This window comes from Cytobacillus sp. FSL W7-1323 (assembly GCF_038595015.1).
GTDB classification, from domain to species: Bacteria; Bacillota; Bacilli; order Bacillales; family Cytobacillaceae; genus Cytobacillus; species Cytobacillus kochii.
In genome coordinates this window covers 1,099,375-1,116,918 of the sequence record NZ_CP151998.1, presented here as the reverse complement: position 1 = coordinate 1,116,918, position 17,544 = coordinate 1,099,375, and the positions used below count along the sequence as shown (strand labels likewise).

Genomic DNA, 17,544 nt, shown 5'->3' with positions numbered 1-17,544 from the left:
AGAAGGAATTTACTCTTTTCAAAATAAAAAGCCATTCTTTATGAACGGCTTAAAAGAACAGCATATCCTACTCTACAACAAGTTCCATTTTATAAATTTCTTCTAAGGTTTTACCTTTCGCTCTACGTAAAACTTCTATTCTTGCATGTAACTGCTTCAGCATAAAAGCTCGGCTATCTGCTAATTTCACCCCAAATGGGTTAACTTCTTCAGGCATTTGATTAATTGCCTCGGCAATTGGCATGAGATGATGAAGTTTATTCATAATATAATCAAACATAGAGTCATCTTCAGTAATAAGACGTTGTAGCAAAAAAGTGCCGAAGCCAATATGTCTCGACTCATCTCTTTTAATATAAGATATCCCTTCAAGTAAGCCTGGTAGTTTTTTTAAGTCTTGTAGGTTTTCATAGAAATTCCAATACCCTGTTTCCGCCAATATACCTTCAACAAACATATTGTATACAACTGCTGCATCAGCTATTGTTTGTGGAGTCTGATCTACCAATAGCTTTTCCATCGTTTGCGGAAGGATTTCATCAAACACATTTAAATATGCTTCTGAATGATAATTATTCAAATCTCTTTCTATACCTACTTCCTTTAAAAACAAATGAAAGAAATCTGTATGTTTTGCTTCCTCAAAAAGAAAGGTCGTTAAATACATTTCTTCTTCAAATTGACCTTGTTTTGATATCGCATAAATCAGTGGCAGAATATCTTTTGTTACAGCCTCTTCAGCGCTATAGAACAAGGCAACTAGTCTGAGTATCGAATCCTGTTGTTCTTTTGATAAAGTGTGCCAATCTTTCTTATCTTGACTAAAGTCAATGTCACGAGGGTCCCACACACCAAATTTCTTTGCCTTCTCGTACAATTTAAACGGGAGAGATTCACGATTAATACCTCGCTTACTTTTCGATACATAACTCCTCATTTATACTCCTCCTTAGAAATGATTGATATCTTTTTCTTATAAGAGATATTACACTATTAACAATTATCTCCTTTTATAAAAAGACTTTTTTTAAAAAATAGGAGATATAGAGGAGGGAATAGCTATGAAAATCGAATCATTAGTAGTTGAAGACTGGGAATCAGTAAAAGAGATCTACCAACAAGGGATAGATAGCGGCTTAGCTACTTTCGAGCAGGAAACACCAAACTGGCATAACTGGCATGAGAAACATTTACCTTATGCTCGTTTAGTTGCTAAAGATGGACAGCAAGTGGTTGGCTGGGCTGCCCTCACTCCTTATTCGAATAGAGAGGTATATAAGGGCGTTGCGGAAATAAGTATTTATATTCTCAATGGATATCAAGGAACAGGGATTGGCTCAATATTATTATCAAATTTAATCATTGAAAGTGAGAAGCATGGAATCTGGACATTGCAAGCCAGTATCTTTCCACAAAACCATGCAAGTCTCTCTTTACATAAAAAACACGGATTTCGCCAAGTAGGAATCCGTGAGAAAATCGCCAAGCATGTAAACGGATGGAGAGATGTGATTCTTTTAGAAAGAAGAAAGAAAGATAAGTGAAGTTCGACTACTTATGGAAAAAAAATAAATTATACAGAATCCTTCTGTCGATCTAGCTCCTTTTAAAAACCTCAAGCTATCGATATACATTTTATTTATGCCATAGCATCCTCTACTTTGCTTGTAATCTTGGCATATAAACACGACTTGTGCATGTTCTCTGCCTGTCTTTTGCGCGTTTACATAATTTGCGCACAGTTCTCTGCCTTTTTCTTTTGAATTGTGCGCGTGTACACTACTTGCGCGCAATTCTCTGCCTTTTTCTTTTGTCTTGTGCGCGTATACATTACTTGCGCGCAATTCTCTGCCTTTTTCTTTTGTCTTGTGCGCGTATACATTACTTGCGCGCAATTCTCTGCCTTTTTCTTTTGTCTTGTGCGCGTATTCACTACTTGCGCGCAATTCTTTGCCTTTTTCTTTTATCTTTTGCGCGTATTCAATACTTGCGCGCAATTCTCTGCCTTTTTCTTTTGTCTTGTGCGCGTATTCACTACTTGCGCGCAATTCTTTGCCTTTTTCTTTTATCTTTTGCGCGTATTCATTACTTACGCGCAATTCTTTGCCTTTTTCTTTTGTCTTGTGCGCGTATTCACTACTTACGCGCAATTCTTTGCCTTTTTCTTTTGTCTTTTGCGCGTATTCACTACTTGCGCGCAATTCTTTGCCTTTTTCTTTTGTCTTTTGCGCGTATTCACTACTTGCGCGCAATTCTCTGCCTTTTTCTTTTGCCTTGTGCGCGTATACATTACTTGCGCGCAATTCTCTGCCTTTTTCTTTTGTCTTGTGCGCGTATACATTACTTGCGCGCAATTCTCTGCCTTTTTCTTTTGTCTTGTGCGCGTATTCAATACTTGCGCGCAATTCTCTGCCTTTTTTCTTTTGCCTTGTGCGCGTATACGTTACTTGCGCGCAATTCCCTCCCTTTCCTTATCATTTATGCGCATATACGTTACTTGCGCGCAATTCTTTTCCTTCTCTTTTTGTTTTCTGCGCGTATTCACTACTTGTATCTGTTTCCTTGTGTGCCTGCTAATCTGATTGGTCACATTCTGCAAATAACTGATCGACTTTTAAATTTCGAGAATTTTTGCTATTAAAATAAAAAAGCCATGACCTCACTAATCTATCAGTGAGGTCACGGCTTTTCATTTTTATTTTTTTCCTAAGAAATCTGAAAGGGATTCTGCTTTTTGATTTTTCCTTCTTTTAATCAGTAAATAGATGACAAACAAAATAACGAGTACTATACCTATTGGAACAAGATATTGGTTTAGTATTGGTTTTACATCTGACCAATTTTCGCCTAATTGTACACCTAAGTAAACATAAAAGAATGTAATCGGGGTCATCGCTAATAATGTATATAGTGAGAAAACCCAAGGATTCATTTTTGCCATCCCACAAGGGACAGAAATCACTGTTCTCACCCCTGGAAGAAAACGAGCAGAAAAAGCAACAAATGCCCCGTGTTTAGCAAAAAACGCATCCGCTTTCTCTAAATTCTCTGGGGACATAAAAAAATACTTGCCGTACTTCTCTAATATAGGTCTACCACCGTAACGACCCACTGCATATAATGTAAGCGGGCCGACAACACCACCTAAAGAGCCGGCAATGACTACACCCCAGAATAACATGTCTCCTTCAGACACCCAAAAACCAGCCAATGGTAAAACAACTTCAGCCGGAATAAATTCGATACAAAGAGCAAGAAAAATACCTATATATGATAAATCTTTAAACCAATTTACAAGATCTAATATCAATTGTTCCATCCTATACCTACCTTTTATTTATAAACTGTTTATCATGCTGTAAACAATGTCCTATTCTTTTCACCAATACCATATTATAAGAAAAAAGAAAGAAAGGGAAGTAAGAACCTTATTCCTTAATTAGAAATAAAGAAATGGTAGGTTTTCCTTCCAAGAAAAAATAAAGCTCTTAATGGCCATAATAGAATCTCAGGGATCCACAAGACGATTTCAAATAAAACATCCCAAATGGATTCTTTCTTCTTTTTGCTCTTTTTTCTTTTGATCAACCTCATTAATCAAACACCCTCCCATCATAATGATGTACGAATCCCACAAGTGAAAGTTTCAACTTCTAACCATTTATTACAATTTTCACAAGAAAACCCTTATTACTTACTATTTAATTTCCATAGTCTTATATTTTTCACCACTTAAATTCATTAGTGAGATAAAGTGTTAGAAATTACATACTTCCTATGATATATGTAGGTTTGTCTACTTCTTTTAATCATCAGAAAGTGTATAATTTTGTAGTATAATCTAAATAAATATATTTTTTTTAGAGTTCATCACATAGTTTTTTCCTCGTAATACCCTTATAATTTTCAAAAAAGTTAATCAACAAGGAGGGTATATATGAGCGCAATTCCAAAACAACAAGCACCTTTACCTGCTAAAAAGAAATTAACTGATCGATTCCTCGATAGCATTGAAAGAGCAGGAAATAAATTACCAGATCCTATCACACTATTTGTAATCATGTCAGGTATGATACTTATTTTATCTTTTTTACTTGCTAAGATTGGTGTTTCTGCTACTGACCCTAGTTCTGGAGAACCGATAGAAGTAATTAATCTTCTCAACCGAGCAGGGATAGAACAGATTCTCACCAATATGGTTAGCAATTTCACCACCTTCGCTCCACTAGGACTAGTACTTGTCACTATGCTTGGCGTAGGCGTTGCAGAAGCCACTGGTCTTATACAACTTGTTATGAAAAAATCAGTTTTAAGTGCACCTAAGAAGCTCATCCTTCCAGTCGTTCTTTTTACAGCAATTGTGGGTGGAGTAGCCGCTGATGCAGCATTTATTGTATTCCCACCTATTGCTGCACTTATCTTTATGAGTGTCGGCAGAAGCCCGCTAGTAGGTTTAATTGCTACGTATGCTGCAGTTGGTGGTGGTTTTTCAGCTAATATTCTACTAAATTCACTTGATGTATTGTTAGCTGGTATTACCGAACAAGCTGCAAAAATGGTCGATCCTAATTATATCGGTAATCCGACAATGAACTATTATTTCTTGATTGCCTCAACCTTTCTACTCGTTGGACTAGCTACGTGGGTAACCGTTAAGTTTGTCGAACCACGATTTAGTAAATACGATGGTAAAGTAGAAGCGATTGCAGAAATTACAAGCGCTGAAAAACGGGGATTAAAATGGGCTGGTATCACAGTTTTTGCTTATATCGCCATTTTACTTATCGCTGTTATTCCTGAAAATGGATGGTTAAGAGATGCTGAAACAGGTTCTTTTATCAATAGTCCATTTATGTCAGGTATTGTACCGATTATGCTATTCTTATTCTTACTACCAGCTATTGCTTTCGGCATCGGAGCAAAGACGATCAAATCTGATAAAGATGTCGCAGATAAAATGTTCAAATCCATTGCTGATTTAGCTCCATTTATTGTATTGGCATTTGTCGCAGCGCAAATGATTGCTTTCTTTAATTGGAGTAATATTGGTCCTATTCTTGCTATTAAAGGCGCTGAGCTCTTACAAGCAATGAATTTCACAGGATTACCAATGTTAATTGGTTTTATTATTATTTGTGCATTTATTAATCTTTTAATTGCCAGTGCATCAGCCAAATGGGCACTTTTAGCCACTATTTTTGTACCAATGTTTATGTATTTAGGTTATAGTCCAGCATTTACACAAATGGCTTACCGTATTGGTGATTCCATAACGAACCCGATTACGCCAATGCTCGCCTACTTTGCTATTTTATTATCTTTCGCTAGAAAGCATGATAAATCAATTGGGATTGGAACATTAATCTCTGCCCTATTACCTTACTCAATTTGTTTTGCCATCGGATGGATTATTCTGTTCTCCATTTGGTACCTTCTTGGATTACCAGTTGGACCTGGTGACTCAATTTTCCTATAATTATACTATTCAATTATTTAAATCTTTTTGAAAAGAGGCGTTCACATAATGGAAAAATTATTTGCTTTATTAAAAGAGTACGAAGAAGAAATGATTTCTATCCGCCGGTTTCTACATGAATATCCTGAAATCTCGTATCAAGAAGTGAAAACACCTGCTTATATAGCCGATTATCATGAAAACCTCGGTCATGACGTCCGTACCGGTGTTGGTGGCAGGGGTGTTGTGGCTACGCTTCGTGGTGGAAAACCAGGTAAAACAGTTGCGCTTCGAGCTGATTTCGATGCATTAGCCATTCAAGAAGAAAATGACCTTCCATATAAATCAAAAATCGACGGTGCGATGCATGCTTGTGGCCATGACGGACACACAGCAACTTTACTCGTTTTAGCTAAAGCACTTAATAAAATCCAGGAAGACATTGAAGGAACAATTGTTTTTATTCACCAATTCGCTGAAGAAATTGCCCCTGGTGGTGCAATTTCTATGATTGAAGATGGTTGCTTAGATGGTGTTGACGCCATATTTGGCACACATATTTGGTCAACCTTCCCTCTTGGCACGATACAAGTTAAAGAAGGACCTATTATGGCTGCAGCAGACCAATTCGATATTCTCATCCAAGGACAAGGTGGTCATGGATCTGAACCACATTTAACAAAAGATGCAGTGATGGTTGGCTCCCAATTTGTCGCAAGTGCACAGCAAATTGTTTCTCGCCGAGCGAACCCTCTTCATCCAGCAGTCGTCTCAGTTGGTCATTTTGAGGCATTAAACCCTTTTAATGTCATTGCTGATACAGCTAAACTAATCGGTACAGTAAGAACCTTTGATGAGGATACACGTGATTTAATAGAAAAAGAGCTTGATAACTATTTAAGTTCAACATGCCAGCTATTTGGGGCAACTTATGACTACCAATACAAACGGGGCTACCCCGCTGTTGTTAACCATGCAGAAGAGGCAACTTTTATTGCGAATATCTCTAAGGAAATTGAAGAAGTAACAGAAGTAGTAGAATGTGCTCCGCTTATGGGTGGAGAAGATTTCGCTTATTATCTCCAACATGTAAAAGGAGCATTCTTCTTTACAGGGGCACAGGATCCTAATTGGCAAATTACCTATCCCCATCATCACCCACGATTTAATATTGATGAGCGCTCCCTTCTTATCGCAGCTAAAACACTAGGAACAGCTGCTTTAAAGTTTCTTGAAGGAGCAACAACAGAAACAACTCAAGATTCACTAACCAAATAAAAAAATGAACCCAGTCCGCTTCTTTTTTGCGAACTGGGTTCATTTTTTACTTATTGCATAGCATCAATACATTTTCATCAGGGTCAGCAATGAGGAAATAAGCCAAATCACCTACCCATTCCATTTCTTTTACTATTTTTATATCATTTGAGATGACAAATTGATAAGCCTTATTAATATCACTGGTGTACAAATTAAACATCGCATGTGAAGCCGGTTTAAAAACAAAGCTTGGGTCTTTTGTATGATCATCAAGGGTCAATCCTGTTTCACCTGTAACAGGTAAATTAAATACAGGAGATTGAATTTTTTCCTGATTAATTGTTAACCCCATCAAAGTCGCATACCATGTGGCTGAGTACTTTAAGTTCGATACATGAATAAAAACATTATTAATCTTACTATCAATCGTTAAACTCATTAGAAACACCTCCATCTTAGTACGAGCATTCGTTTTACTAAAAATCATATCTTATTATGAGAAATAATCTACCAATATACCGGCAATTATAATCTGCACACCAAATGAAAAATGTACCTTCTGATTGTTAATGCCCGTTCGTTCCAATATAAAAATCACTCCACCTGTTAAGAAGATATAGAGTAAGCTATTGAAAAAGGAACCATTACCTATGAATAGTTGATAGAGTTTAGACATTAGCCCCATCGTCAATAAGATTAAAGGAATTCTAAGCTTCCACCTCATTCCTTTACACCATCTTTCACGAAACAATCTTAAAGCCAGTTCTTATCTTTTTAATAGACTTTTCCTGAATACTTTACTTCTCTTCTCTCCTAAAAAACTCCTTCCCTTTTATTCATGAAGTACCTCAGAATAGATTAAGAATAGCATTGACTTTTTTATCCCTTCTGCTTTTTTAAATCGTAAAGATTGTTGCTTTTATGTAGAAATACTTTGGTATCAACTGGAAATTATTAAAATGACATAAGAAATAAGCAAGTTAAAAATAGAATTCTCATGCCTTTAAATTATAGAAATTTTTAAACACGGTACTTTAAGGTAGTATTTGCATTATTTATAGATTTATCGCGGCAGTTTTTTAGATTTCAGCGTCTTCTATTCGAGCTTTTCGCATCGATGAAAGACTAAACCATAATCCGCATAAAATGAGGCCACCTATCGAAATCCATAAAGCTGTTTTGAAACCTAGTCCGTCAGCGAGGGTTCCTCCTAGTGGAGCGCCAATAACGACTGCACTACGGTTGATGGATCGTAGTGTGGCATTCATACGACCTTGGAAATGTGATGGCGTGACATATTGTCGATATCCCATTTCAAGAGGACCTTCAATTCCCATAGCAAAGCCATAAAAGAGCTGGCCTATAATCACAAACATGAGAGCTATGTACGACGAATCGGAGTTGTTAGCTGCTGGAGCTAGAGCCATCAAGATCACTGCTGGGCCATAGAGAATTCGAGAAAAAGCCATTGCACGCCCGATACCAAAGCGCACCCCGGCTCGAGAAGATAGTGAGGTTCCTGCGACAGCACCAACACCTGCAGCGGCAAGGACATACCCTAAGAGTAAGGCATCGAAGCCAAGTTCAATTAAAAAAATGGATACTAGAATCGTCATCGTCATGCTATGAAAGAGAAACCAGGCGTGGGTGTTTAGAGCGAGAGGACGAAGGTATTGGTGTTGATAAACCCATCGCAAACCTTCCTTGATTTGCTGACCAAGTGATCCAGTCTTCACTTTTTTTGAGGTCTGGTGTTTAATTGATGCTATTAATACACTCGAAAACAAATACGATAAGGCATCAAAAAGAAGGGCAAATGGTGCGCCAATCAATGAGACAAGTCCGCCCCCAATGGCTGGACCGGTCGTTTCAGCAACCGCTGAGCTTTGTTCCAATCGTGCATTTGCACGTGTTAATAAAGGACGAGGAACTAATTGTGGCACAAAGGACTGGTAGGCAGAATCATTAAAAAGAGACAAAGTACCAAAGAGCACCAGCAGGAACATGAGTAAGCCAATACTGATTACTTCTGTAATAGACATAAAGCAAATGAAGGTAAGAATCATGCCGCGTCCTATATCTGTTACCACCAATACCGTCTTTCGGTGAAAACGATCAACCAAAACCCCCGCTATTAATCCCAATAGTACATACGGAAGCCATCTAGATGCTGAAACCCAGCCAACATCAACAGCACTGCCTCCCATATTACTAACCACTAATACCTGAAGAGCCAAAGTTGTAATATATGTGCCAAAGCTTGAAGTTGTCGATGCAATCCAAAAACGAACAAAGCTTCTATGCTCCCTTAATTTCATCAGGACTTCACCTCTTTTGCCAAATTATCCATCTTATAAATATAGTAATCTATTCTCGACTTTCAAAAAAGTGTAAACATAGAGTTTTATATGGGACGGGCCTTGGGGGAATTATGGGTTGCCCTCGTTTTTTATGGAACAAAAAGTAAGTTAGCTGAAGAAGGAATGCTAAAAAGGCAATATCATTTATAAGATTTGCTATTTTTAATATAATTTTGTATTCCCTTTTTATTCTCCCTACAAGAGTATATGACCTTGCAATGATGACTTACGAGAGCCTTTAGTAATATATCCATAATCAAAACAAATACATTGGAAAAGATGATCAATAATACAGCACTTTTTCTCATCAAAAAGTCTTACTGTATTAATCTACTCTCAACAGGTGAAGAGAGTCTAATCAATGTGGAGGTCTGTCCAAATGACATGGAAGCATCAATAAAGTTTTCCAAAGATTGGACAGAATCAGTTAAAACTTTAATTAAATAATTATATGATCCAGCCAGTTGATGACATTCAATAACACTAGAATGATTTTTGCAAAACTCTACAAATTGTTCACATTTGGTATTGTCGTATAGTATAAAAGCCCTTATGGGTTATTCTACTTTTTTTGGATTAATGATTGCTTTATAGCCAACTATTATCCCTTTTTCTTCAAGCTTCTTAACTCTCTCATTTTTTATATCTTACCTAGTAAATTGAAGGTAATACTAAGTGAATTTTTGCTGAACAACAACAATCGAAGCGAAAAGAGCCTAAAAAACACGAATACTGCTCATTATTTATGTTATAATGACTAGCGACAACTTAAGTCAAATTCCGCTTAGCGGTAGAGGTTCTAGCTAAACCCTCTCAAAAAAACTAAGGAAAAACAGCGCCATTTTCTTAGTGGTGCTGTTTTTCTGTTTAAAAGGAGATTAATTATGAAAAAGAATGAAAAAGCCATTGTCGTATTTAGTGGCGGGCAAGACAGTACTACTTGTTTATTCTGGGCTTTGGAACATTTTACTGAAGTAGTCGCTGTAACGTTTGATTATAACCAAAGGCATGCAATTGAGATTGACTGCGCCAAGGCAATTACAGCTGATTTACAAATTGAACATCATATTTTAGATATGACACTGCTAAATCAATTAGCGCCTAATGCGTTGACACGATCAAATATCGATGTCAAGAATGGTGAAGATGGGGCATTACCTTCAACCTTCGTACCAGGTAGAAACTTAGTATTTCTATCCTTCGCTGGCATTCTCGCTTACCAAATAGGGGCAAGGCATATCATTACAGGTGTATGCGAAACAGATTTTAGTGGTTATCCGGATTGTCGTGATCAATTTATTAAATCATTAAATGTCACTTTAAATTTATCTATGGAAAGGCCCTTTGTCATACATACGCCCCTTATGTGGCTAAACAAAGCGGAAACATGGGCGATGGCTGATGATTTTGGCAAACTTGATTATGTTAGAAATAAAACACTAACTTGTTACAATGGTGTCATTGCAGACGGATGTGGCGAATGTCCTGCTTGTGAGCTTAGAATGCAAGGCTTGACTCAGTATTTGCAGGTGAAAATGTCATGAAGGATTTATATGGCTTTCGTATAGTTGAGGAACTCCAGAAAATAGATGAGGATATTCAGAAAGACCAATTAAAATATCATCACAAAAGGGTACTCGTGAGTAAATCCTTTACATTTGATGCAGCCCATCATCTTCATGCTTATGAAGGGAAATGTAAAAATCTACATGGTCATACTTATGAAGTCATATTCGGTATTAGTGGCTTTACTGATGATCGTGGAATCGTTGTTGATTTCGCAAATATTAAGCAACTTTGGAAAGAAGAAATTGAAATTCACCTCGATCACAAATATATTAATGAAACACTACCACCCATGAATACAACAGCAGAAAACATCGTTGTATGGGTTTACGAAAAAATGAAAGAATCACTAGTAGATAGCCCGCAACAACTTAGAGTGGAATATGTCAAACTCTATGAAACTCCTACAAGCTTTGCTGAAGTAAGAAGGGAGTGGATGGAAGATGAGTAAAATACCTGTAATGGAAATATTCGGACCAACCATTCAAGGTGAAGGCATTGTTATTGGCCAGAAAACGATGTTCGTTCGTACTGCTGGATGTGATTACGCTTGTACTTGGTGCGACTCTTCATTTACTTGGGATGGTTCTAGTAAACATTTGATTAAACAAATGACAGCAACAGAAATTTGGCATGAGTTAAAAAACATCGGTGGAGATTACTTTGATTTTGTAACTATTTCCGGAGGCAATCCAGCATTACTAAAAAACCTAGGTGAATTAGTGACGCTTCTTAAAGACAAAAAAGTGCAGACGGCTTTGGAAACACAAGGTAGCAAGTGGCAAGATTGGTTTAAGGATATCGATTTTTTAACATTATCCCCGAAACCACCAAGCTCACAAATGGAAACCGATTTCAATAAGCTAGATGAGATTATTGCTCAACTTGAAGAAAAGCAACCCAATTTAAAAGTTGTGGTCTTTAATGAAGAAGATTTGGCTTATGCAAAAAAAGTCCACTTACGCTATCCAAAACTTTCCTTCTGCTTACAAGTTGGCAACGATGACAGCATGACAACCAATAACGATGTGCTAAGAAGTAACCTACTAGCTAAATATGAATGGTTACTAGAGAAAACAATGCATGATAGTGAGTTTAAAAATATAAGAGTTCTCCCCCAATTACACACATATATATGGGGAAATAAGCGCGGCGTTTAACGATTGTTTTTCTCCTATTTCATATTGGTTCATCTGATGACCCATATGAAATAATGAGGTGAATCCAATGACCAAACAAATCATAAATAGTATCTACCTCGCTTATATGGTTACACATATACCATGGCGCCGGTTAGATATATATCTGGTGGGGCTACCAGGACCTTGACCTCCTGGATGGACTTCTTGGGCCTTTAGACCTCATAAATTACAATTAATTAGACATATACTTTTTTCACCTTAAAATCAAACACGAATGCATTCTACTTAGGGAGCATGTTTTTGCATACCGAACATAGAATGACATTCGTGTTTATTTTTCATTACTATCCTAGCATCACTTTTTCTGCAGCAGACTTACACCTTTCTTGCCATTGCTAACGTAAATCTTCACTATCTAGAGCCTTTCATTTATTTTTATTTTACAAATGCTTTAGTTGATAAAGATCAAGTGCTATTTTCACATTCATACAATCCTCCAATGAATCAAGATTAATATTAAGCTTCTCTTCTATTTGCTGAATGCGGTAATAGACTGTATTAGGGTGTAGATGCATCTCTTCGGCTGTTTTCACTGCGTTTTTATCTGTTTGTAAGTATGCGATAAGCGTTTTTAGCCAATCATTTTTATTTGCTTGTACAATCCCTTCTAAGAATATCATCACAAAAGCAGTAGCATCATCATCTGATACATCGTTTAAGTATCTTCTATACCCTATCTCTCTAAACCCTATGACTTTACTGGAATTTTTTCCTTGCTCAACTAAAAAATCAGGCATGATTTGTACATCTTTAAATGAAATGTCAGCTTGTCTTAATGAATCGACAGGTCGTCCTATATATATTAAATTCGGATGATAATATCGTTGAAGTCTCTCTGACCTCGTTTTTAATTCTTCTTCCCTATTCAACATAGAATCTTTAGAAGCGAGCATCACATAAACCATATCCCTACCTGGAAAACAAATAGTTAGAAAGCGATCCTGAAATACTCTTTTCACCTGATTTTCTATTGAACTAAAGCTCTCTAATACTTCATCATTCATCAACCGTTCGATACCAATAAAGATACACTTGTCTTCAATACTAATCCCATATCTCTTCAAAGCTCTTTGTACTTCTTGAGTAAAGTTATTTTTCAATATATCTTTTAATAATTCTTCTTTTTCCGTGAGTTGATGCTTCATTTGTTCTTGTTGTTTCATTTGTTCAATGGCCATAATAGATGCTGCGTGCTTAAAAGCCAATTCACCAATTAAATCTAATTCCTTCTCCTGTTCAATTACCACCAAAAAACCAATTGTACCGAAAGAAGACATCACCCCGATTGCTTGACCTACCCATTCTTCTTTTTTATAGATATCAAGCAATCTTGGAATACTTAATTTCTTTGCATTTTTCTTTAACCATTCTTTTATATAGAAATGATGATCTTCAGAAGGCGGATAAGATGTTTTCAAGCGGTAAAGTGAATCAAAGTAAAGAATCGATCCGCTGAACTTTTCCGCTAGCTTCTTTACTAAAGAAAATGTACCGTCCCCTTTTAAAGCCACATGATTCAACTCATTATGTAAAGACAAAATGGTTTCTAGTTCTTTTGTTTGTTTTTCCTTTTCTTGAAAAGCTCTAGCATTTACTATAGAAATTGCAATTTGGTGACCGATGGCTTCTAAGAACGCTAAGTCCTCATCACTAAAAAAACCATCGTTTTTAAAATTATCTATCGTTAAAACACCGATTTTCTTATTTTGATGAATCAATGGCACAGACATACAACTTACAGGAATGGCTGCATGTACGGTTGACTCTAAATAATAATGCAAAGTTTGATTACGCATATTTCCCATTGCCTCTTTAATCTTCTCTGCCGTATGAATCATTTTGCTACAACCCTCTTCAAAAACAGAGCCACTAATACCTTCACCTGCTAAAAGCTTATTTTGTAAATACATCTCCTCTTTAAAGTTGTAGGCTCCTTCTATTTCTAAATATTCCATCTCTTCATTCCATATAAGAAAGAAGCCCGCATCGGCCTTGTCTATTGATTCAATAACGGCCTCAATAATTTCTTGTACTAATTTTGTTAAACTCGTATTCGATGTAATATTTCTTGATACGTTGATAAATGTATTTAATCTTTGTTTTATTTTTTCATTTTCATACACAGTTATCATCCTAAATTGTTGTCATCATTTTATTATCATATATAAAACTTATCATCGCAACATAACGATTCATTCCCCTTCATATGTTAGTTCCTAGGAGGTGTATGTGATGAATACATTTAAATTACCAGTTGGTATTCAACCGATTCATATCAAACATGATCGTGTAGATATTTTCAAACCACAAGTATCTTCTTACACGCCACCAGCTGCCCAACAAAAAATGAATCATGCCATATCAGATAGCCTAAATCAATTAATGAAAGATCAAGGTTACGGACAACCACAAACTGAATTAACTGGTGGATTTGACTTAAAAAACAACCAAAAAGGTGTCTTAAGTTTAACTCTTACAGTTTATTCATACTCAGGGGGTGCACATGGCCTTACTTTTACACGCGGGTTAACATTTAACAGTTTGACTGGTAAGCAATATACACTTGGAGAACTCTTTAAAAAGGATAGTAATTACAAAGTAAGGCTTAACACTCTAATCAAACAGCAGTTGCAGGAAAGAGGTTTAACCACCGACCTTCTCGTACCCTATCCCGGAATCACAGATACACAATCCTTTTATACCGCTGACCTCACATTGGTCATAATCTTTGATGTGTATAGCTTACTTCCATATGTTTATGGGACAATTTATTTCCCAATTTCACTTTATTCTTTGCAAGATATGATTAATGATGAGGGTCCGTTAGGTAAAATGTTTTCTTAAATTAGAAGGAATCCTCAGATGTACTTTTCTCACAACTGAGGATATCTCTTCATTTGATAGCCAAAAAGTCAATATTCCCCTAGCTTATATCCATAAAAATGCAGATCGACCGCAAAGATTTCCTCTACTAATGCCTTCGTTTCTTCGTTCAATAAACTATTAACTGTAGGTAAATCTTCATCATAGACAAAACTAATCACTCTGTTTGCATAATCACCCTCTAGCTTCATTCTTGATGAAAAATGATGTGAAGATCGTGCAATCTCATTCATTGGAGAGGCTTTTAGCCCTGCAATTCTTTCTAAATCCATTAATTCGTGTTGTAAATTCTCTAATCTCACATAATGAATAGGTGTCTGTTCCTCTCCAATGGTATATTGAGGTGCAATATGTTTGTCTAATTCATGTATACTTTCGCCGAAAGATTTCAATTTTAAGAGATAGCTTGTAAAGGACATACCTTCTAGAACAGTACTGCCTAATTGTTTAATTAGCCAATCCCCACTCAATGCATGATAAAAGGAACTAACCGCTCTCCTATATGGATTTCTAACAATTTTCACAATTGGTTTTTCACCATTTATAAGTTCCTCTTTTAATTCAACGTCGTAACCTGATCGTTTTCGAAGGACAAATTCACGATAGTTATGCGTCATTTCGACATTCAACTGAGACAAATCCCCAGCAGCTCCAATATGGTACATAAACCACTTATTTACAATTGTGCACCCGTTTTTCGGTACCCATAAGAGAACGTATGGAAAGTTGGTAGAAAAAAGCGGGATATAAAAAGGCATCATCATATTTTTTGCTACTATTTCAGGCATTCTTTTTGTCAATGTTCGTCGAACCCCTTTCTCCTACTTATAGAATATGAGAAAGGGAATAAGCGGTTACGAATTTGGTGATTTACAGGCAAATGACCTGTACAAGCTGACCTGAAAATACATATGCATAATAATAAGTGAGACAAATATCAGATTGGAGGTTATTTTGTATGGATAGTAGAAAACACATCACTTGGTCTCAATCACAAGTCTCAAAAGAAAATCGGCAAAAATTACACAATCATAAAAGTTGTATGGTTTGGTTAACTGGTTTATCAGGTTCTGGTAAATCAACCATAGCAAACATTGTACAAACTAAATTATACGAATTAAATATGAGTACTTATCTATTAGATGGTGATAACTTACGGCACGGGATCAATAAAAACTTAGGATTTAGTAGTGAAGATAGAAAAGAGAATATTCGCCGTACAGCTGAAATAGGCAAATTATTTGTAGATGCAGGCATTGTTGTTTTGGCAGCACTGATTTCCCCGTTCGAGGAAGATCGAAAGCTAGCCCGCTTTCTTTTTACCGAAGATGAGTTTATTGAAATATATGTGGAATGTTCTTTAGAAGAATGTGAATTGCGAGATCCTAAAGGACTTTACAAGAAAGCCCGTTTAGGAGAAATCAAAAATTTTACTGGCATCGATCAAATATATGAACCTCCCCAGTCTCCAGACCTTGTTATTTCGACCAACTCGAAATCAGCTGAAGAGTGTGCAAATGAACTCGTAAACTACTTAATTGAGCGACTTAAGTGAAGGAGGAATAATGGAAATGACAAACTCTATTCCACATGGTGGACATTTAATTAATAGAAAAAACATAAATGCAAACACGAGTCATATCACTAAGCAGATCAAACTCGATGGTACCTCTTTATCTGACCTTGAACTAATTAGTAATGGTGCTTATAGCCCTTTAGAAGGTTTTCTAACTTCAACTGACTATTATTCTGTCCTTCATGAAATGAGACTAGCCAATCAACTTATCTGGAGCATTCCAATTACATTACCTCTATCAAAAAAAGAAGCCGAGTTGCTAAAAATCAATGATAAAGCGAATTTAGTCTATGATGGTTGTGTTTATGGATATATTGAAATTAGCGATATTTTTCTGCCAGATAAACAAAAAGAAGCCAGTATAATTTATCAAACACTCGACCGCAATCACCCAGGTGTCGACAAACTTTTTAAACGTGGTGAAGTTTATGTTGGCGGCCATGTCACATTAACAAAAGAAATCAAAAAACCACCTTTTCTTGAAGGGTTTCAATTAGAACCAGCAGAAGTAAGAAAATATATTGCTACCCAAGGGTGGGAGACGGTTGTGGGATTTCAAACAAGAAACCCCGTTCATCGCGCACATGAATATATTCAAAAATTAGCATTAGAATTAGTTGATGGCTTACTGCTTCATCCCCTTGTTGGCGAAACAAAAAAAGATGATATTCCAGCAGAAACAAGAATGAACAGCTATCAAGTTTTACTAGCACATTATTATCCGCAAGAAAGAGTTTTATTGTCATCTTATCCACAGGCAATGAGGTACGCTGGCCCAAGAGAAGCACTTCATCATGCGATTGCACGAAAAAATTATGGATGTACACATTTTATTGTTGGCAGAGACCATGCTGGTGTTGGTGATTATTATGGCACATATGATGCCCAGAAGATATTTTCAACATTCCCTAAGGAAGAACTAGGAATAACCATATTACCTTTTGAACACACCTTTTATTGCATTAAATGTGATGGCATGGCCTCACATAAAACATGTCCCCATGATACTTCTTTACACCTTCATCTTTCAGGAACAAAGGTAAGGGAAATGTTAAAACAAGGAACTACTCTCCCGAAGCAATTTAGTAGGCCAGAGGTTATTGAAATAATTATGGATGCTATGAAAAAGAAGGATTAAAGAATGTTTTGGATTTTTCCATTCCTCATGGAGATAACTTCGTCTCAAATATAATTCTGTAGACCCTTTCATACATGCATTTGCTATTGGTACCTTGTCCTTAT

18 protein-coding genes and 1 riboswitch are annotated in these 17,544 nt (G+C 36.4%); of the genes, 9 read left to right on the top strand and 9 right to left on the bottom strand.

What is annotated here, in order from left to right; all coding sequences use genetic code 11:
• Positions 1 to 67 precede the first annotated feature (67 nt).
• The gene (locus MKX67_RS05830) at positions 68 to 937 is read right to left on the bottom strand and encodes a R2-like ligand-binding oxidase (RefSeq protein ID WP_289433103.1); all 870 of its coding nucleotides are present in this window, start codon (positions 935 to 937) and stop codon (positions 68 to 70) included.
• A gap of 124 nt (positions 938 to 1,061) precedes the next feature.
• Between MKX67_RS05830 and MKX67_RS05825 the strand changes: the two genes are divergently transcribed.
• Positions 1,062 to 1,544 (top strand): N-acetyltransferase family protein, encoded by a 483-nt coding sequence (locus tag MKX67_RS05825; protein WP_341050203.1) that lies wholly within the window; start codon positions 1,062 to 1,064, stop codon positions 1,542 to 1,544.
• Here MKX67_RS05825 and MKX67_RS05820 read toward each other — a convergent pair.
• Positions 1,518 to 2,405, bottom strand: coding sequence for a hypothetical protein (locus MKX67_RS05820; protein ID WP_342489019.1), 888 nt, complete (start codon positions 2,403 to 2,405; stop codon positions 1,518 to 1,520). The genes MKX67_RS05825 and MKX67_RS05820 overlap by 27 nt on opposite strands.
• Before the next feature lie 290 nt (positions 2,406 to 2,695).
• Positions 2,696 to 3,319, bottom strand: a complete 624-nt coding sequence (locus MKX67_RS05815; protein ID WP_251162903.1) for a DedA family protein — start codon at positions 3,317 to 3,319, stop codon at positions 2,696 to 2,698.
• 618 nt (positions 3,320 to 3,937) lie between these two features.
• Here MKX67_RS05815 and MKX67_RS05810 point away from each other — a divergent pair.
• Both MKX67_RS05810 and MKX67_RS05805 read left to right on the top strand, forming a co-directional pair.
• Positions 3,938 to 5,476 carry an AbgT family transporter gene (locus MKX67_RS05810; protein ID WP_322909996.1) on the top strand — a complete coding sequence of 513 codons (1,539 nt, stop codon included), beginning with the start codon at positions 3,938 to 3,940 and terminating at the stop codon, positions 5,474 to 5,476.
• Between the two features lie 48 nt (positions 5,477 to 5,524).
• On the top strand, positions 5,525 to 6,733 hold the full coding sequence (locus tag MKX67_RS05805) for a M20 family metallopeptidase (protein WP_095370226.1): 1,209 nt from the start codon (positions 5,525 to 5,527) through the stop codon (positions 6,731 to 6,733).
• 46 nt (positions 6,734 to 6,779) lie between these two features.
• On the opposite strand, the gene MKX67_RS05800 is transcribed toward MKX67_RS05805, so the two are convergent.
• The 4 genes from MKX67_RS05800 to MKX67_RS05785 all read right to left on the bottom strand — a co-directional run bounded on the left by MKX67_RS05800 (position 6,780) and on the right by MKX67_RS05785 (position 9,554).
• Entirely contained in the window at positions 6,780 to 7,154 is a 375-nt protein-coding gene (locus MKX67_RS05800) for a VOC family protein (RefSeq protein WP_342489018.1), read from the bottom strand.
• 54 nt (positions 7,155 to 7,208) lie between these two features.
• Complete coding sequence (locus tag MKX67_RS05795; protein WP_322909995.1) at positions 7,209 to 7,439, bottom strand: hypothetical protein; 231 nt, start codon at positions 7,437 to 7,439, stop codon at positions 7,209 to 7,211.
• Positions 7,440 to 7,794: 355 nt separating this feature from the next.
• Positions 7,795 to 9,033, bottom strand: a complete 1,239-nt coding sequence (locus tag MKX67_RS05790; protein WP_342489017.1) for an MFS transporter — start codon at positions 9,031 to 9,033, stop codon at positions 7,795 to 7,797.
• Positions 9,034 to 9,392: 359 nt separating this feature from the next.
• Positions 9,393 to 9,554 carry an Lrp/AsnC ligand binding domain-containing protein gene (locus tag MKX67_RS05785; protein ID WP_233435349.1) on the bottom strand — a complete coding sequence of 54 codons (162 nt, stop codon included), beginning with the start codon at positions 9,552 to 9,554 and terminating at the stop codon, positions 9,393 to 9,395.
• A 308-nt stretch (positions 9,555 to 9,862) separates the two neighbouring features.
• Positions 9,863 to 9,907: riboswitch (PreQ1 riboswitch) on the top strand.
• A gap of 52 nt (positions 9,908 to 9,959) precedes the next feature.
• Here MKX67_RS05785 and queC point away from each other — a divergent pair.
• From queC to queE, 3 genes are read left to right on the top strand one after another with little or no spacing between them, the layout of a single operon-like run.
• Entirely contained in the window at positions 9,960 to 10,619 is a 660-nt protein-coding gene (gene queC / locus MKX67_RS05780; RefSeq protein WP_328199613.1) for a 7-cyano-7-deazaguanine synthase QueC, read from the top strand.
• A complete protein-coding gene (queD, locus tag MKX67_RS05775; protein ID WP_341050195.1) occupies positions 10,616 to 11,092 on the top strand; it encodes a 6-carboxytetrahydropterin synthase QueD in 477 nt (158 codons plus the stop codon). The genes queC and queD overlap by 4 nt, the downstream gene beginning before the upstream one ends.
• Complete coding sequence (queE, locus tag MKX67_RS05770; RefSeq protein ID WP_095370231.1) at positions 11,085 to 11,801, top strand: 7-carboxy-7-deazaguanine synthase QueE; 717 nt, start codon at positions 11,085 to 11,087, stop codon at positions 11,799 to 11,801. Before queD ends, queE begins: the two co-directional genes overlap by 8 nt.
• Positions 11,802 to 12,223: 422 nt before the next feature.
• Here queE and MKX67_RS05765 read toward each other — a convergent pair whose 3' ends face one another.
• Complete coding sequence (locus MKX67_RS05765; RefSeq protein WP_307318593.1) at positions 12,224 to 13,966, bottom strand: helix-turn-helix domain-containing protein; 1,743 nt, start codon at positions 13,964 to 13,966, stop codon at positions 12,224 to 12,226.
• 109 nt (positions 13,967 to 14,075) lie between these two features.
• Here MKX67_RS05765 and MKX67_RS05760 point away from each other — a divergent pair, with 109 nt between their 5' ends.
• Complete coding sequence (locus tag MKX67_RS05760) at positions 14,076 to 14,687, top strand: DUF3298 and DUF4163 domain-containing protein (protein ID WP_328199615.1); 612 nt, start codon at positions 14,076 to 14,078, stop codon at positions 14,685 to 14,687.
• A gap of 68 nt (positions 14,688 to 14,755) precedes the next feature.
• Here the strand turns inward: MKX67_RS05760 and MKX67_RS05755 are convergent, their stop codons facing one another.
• Positions 14,756 to 15,526, bottom strand: a complete 771-nt coding sequence (locus MKX67_RS05755; RefSeq protein WP_307318596.1) for a sulfotransferase family 2 domain-containing protein — start codon at positions 15,524 to 15,526, stop codon at positions 14,756 to 14,758.
• A 158-nt stretch (positions 15,527 to 15,684) separates the two neighbouring features.
• Here MKX67_RS05755 and cysC point away from each other — a divergent pair, with 158 nt between their 5' ends.
• Complete coding sequence (gene cysC, locus MKX67_RS05750) at positions 15,685 to 16,281, top strand: adenylyl-sulfate kinase (protein ID WP_224935030.1); 597 nt, start codon at positions 15,685 to 15,687, stop codon at positions 16,279 to 16,281.
• Positions 16,282 to 16,297: 16 nt separating this feature from the next.
• Positions 16,298 to 17,440 carry a sulfate adenylyltransferase gene (gene sat, locus MKX67_RS05745; RefSeq protein ID WP_342489016.1) on the top strand — a complete coding sequence of 381 codons (1,143 nt, stop codon included), beginning with the start codon at positions 16,298 to 16,300 and terminating at the stop codon, positions 17,438 to 17,440.
• The last annotated feature ends 104 nt before the right edge of the window (positions 17,441 to 17,544 follow it).

Coding starts and splice junctions, on each gene's coding strand:
- MKX67_RS05830 (WP_289433103.1), bottom strand. CDS start 937: ATGAGGAGTTATGTATCGAAAAGTAAGCGAGGTATTAATCGTGAATCT.
- MKX67_RS05825 (WP_341050203.1), top strand. CDS start 1,062: ATGAAAATCGAATCATTAGTAGTTGAAGACTGGGAATCAGTAAAAGAG.
- MKX67_RS05815 (WP_251162903.1), bottom strand. CDS start 3,319: ATGGAACAATTGATATTAGATCTTGTAAATTGGTTTAAAGATTTATCA.
- MKX67_RS05810 (WP_322909996.1), top strand. CDS start 3,938: ATGAGCGCAATTCCAAAACAACAAGCACCTTTACCTGCTAAAAAGAAA.
- MKX67_RS05805 (WP_095370226.1), top strand. CDS start 5,525: ATGGAAAAATTATTTGCTTTATTAAAAGAGTACGAAGAAGAAATGATT.
- MKX67_RS05800 (WP_342489018.1), bottom strand. CDS start 7,154: ATGAGTTTAACGATTGATAGTAAGATTAATAATGTTTTTATTCATGTA.
- MKX67_RS05795 (WP_322909995.1), bottom strand. CDS start 7,439: ATGAGGTGGAAGCTTAGAATTCCTTTAATCTTATTGACGATGGGGCTA.
- MKX67_RS05790 (WP_342489017.1), bottom strand. CDS start 9,033: ATGAAATTAAGGGAGCATAGAAGCTTTGTTCGTTTTTGGATTGCATCG.
- queC (WP_328199613.1), top strand. CDS start 9,960: ATGAAAAAGAATGAAAAAGCCATTGTCGTATTTAGTGGCGGGCAAGAC.
- queD (WP_341050195.1), top strand. CDS start 10,616: ATGAAGGATTTATATGGCTTTCGTATAGTTGAGGAACTCCAGAAAATA.
- queE (WP_095370231.1), top strand. CDS start 11,085: ATGAGTAAAATACCTGTAATGGAAATATTCGGACCAACCATTCAAGGT.
- MKX67_RS05760 (WP_328199615.1), top strand. CDS start 14,076: ATGAATACATTTAAATTACCAGTTGGTATTCAACCGATTCATATCAAA.
- cysC (WP_224935030.1), top strand. CDS start 15,685: ATGGATAGTAGAAAACACATCACTTGGTCTCAATCACAAGTCTCAAAA.
- sat (WP_342489016.1), top strand. CDS start 16,298: ATGACAAACTCTATTCCACATGGTGGACATTTAATTAATAGAAAAAAC.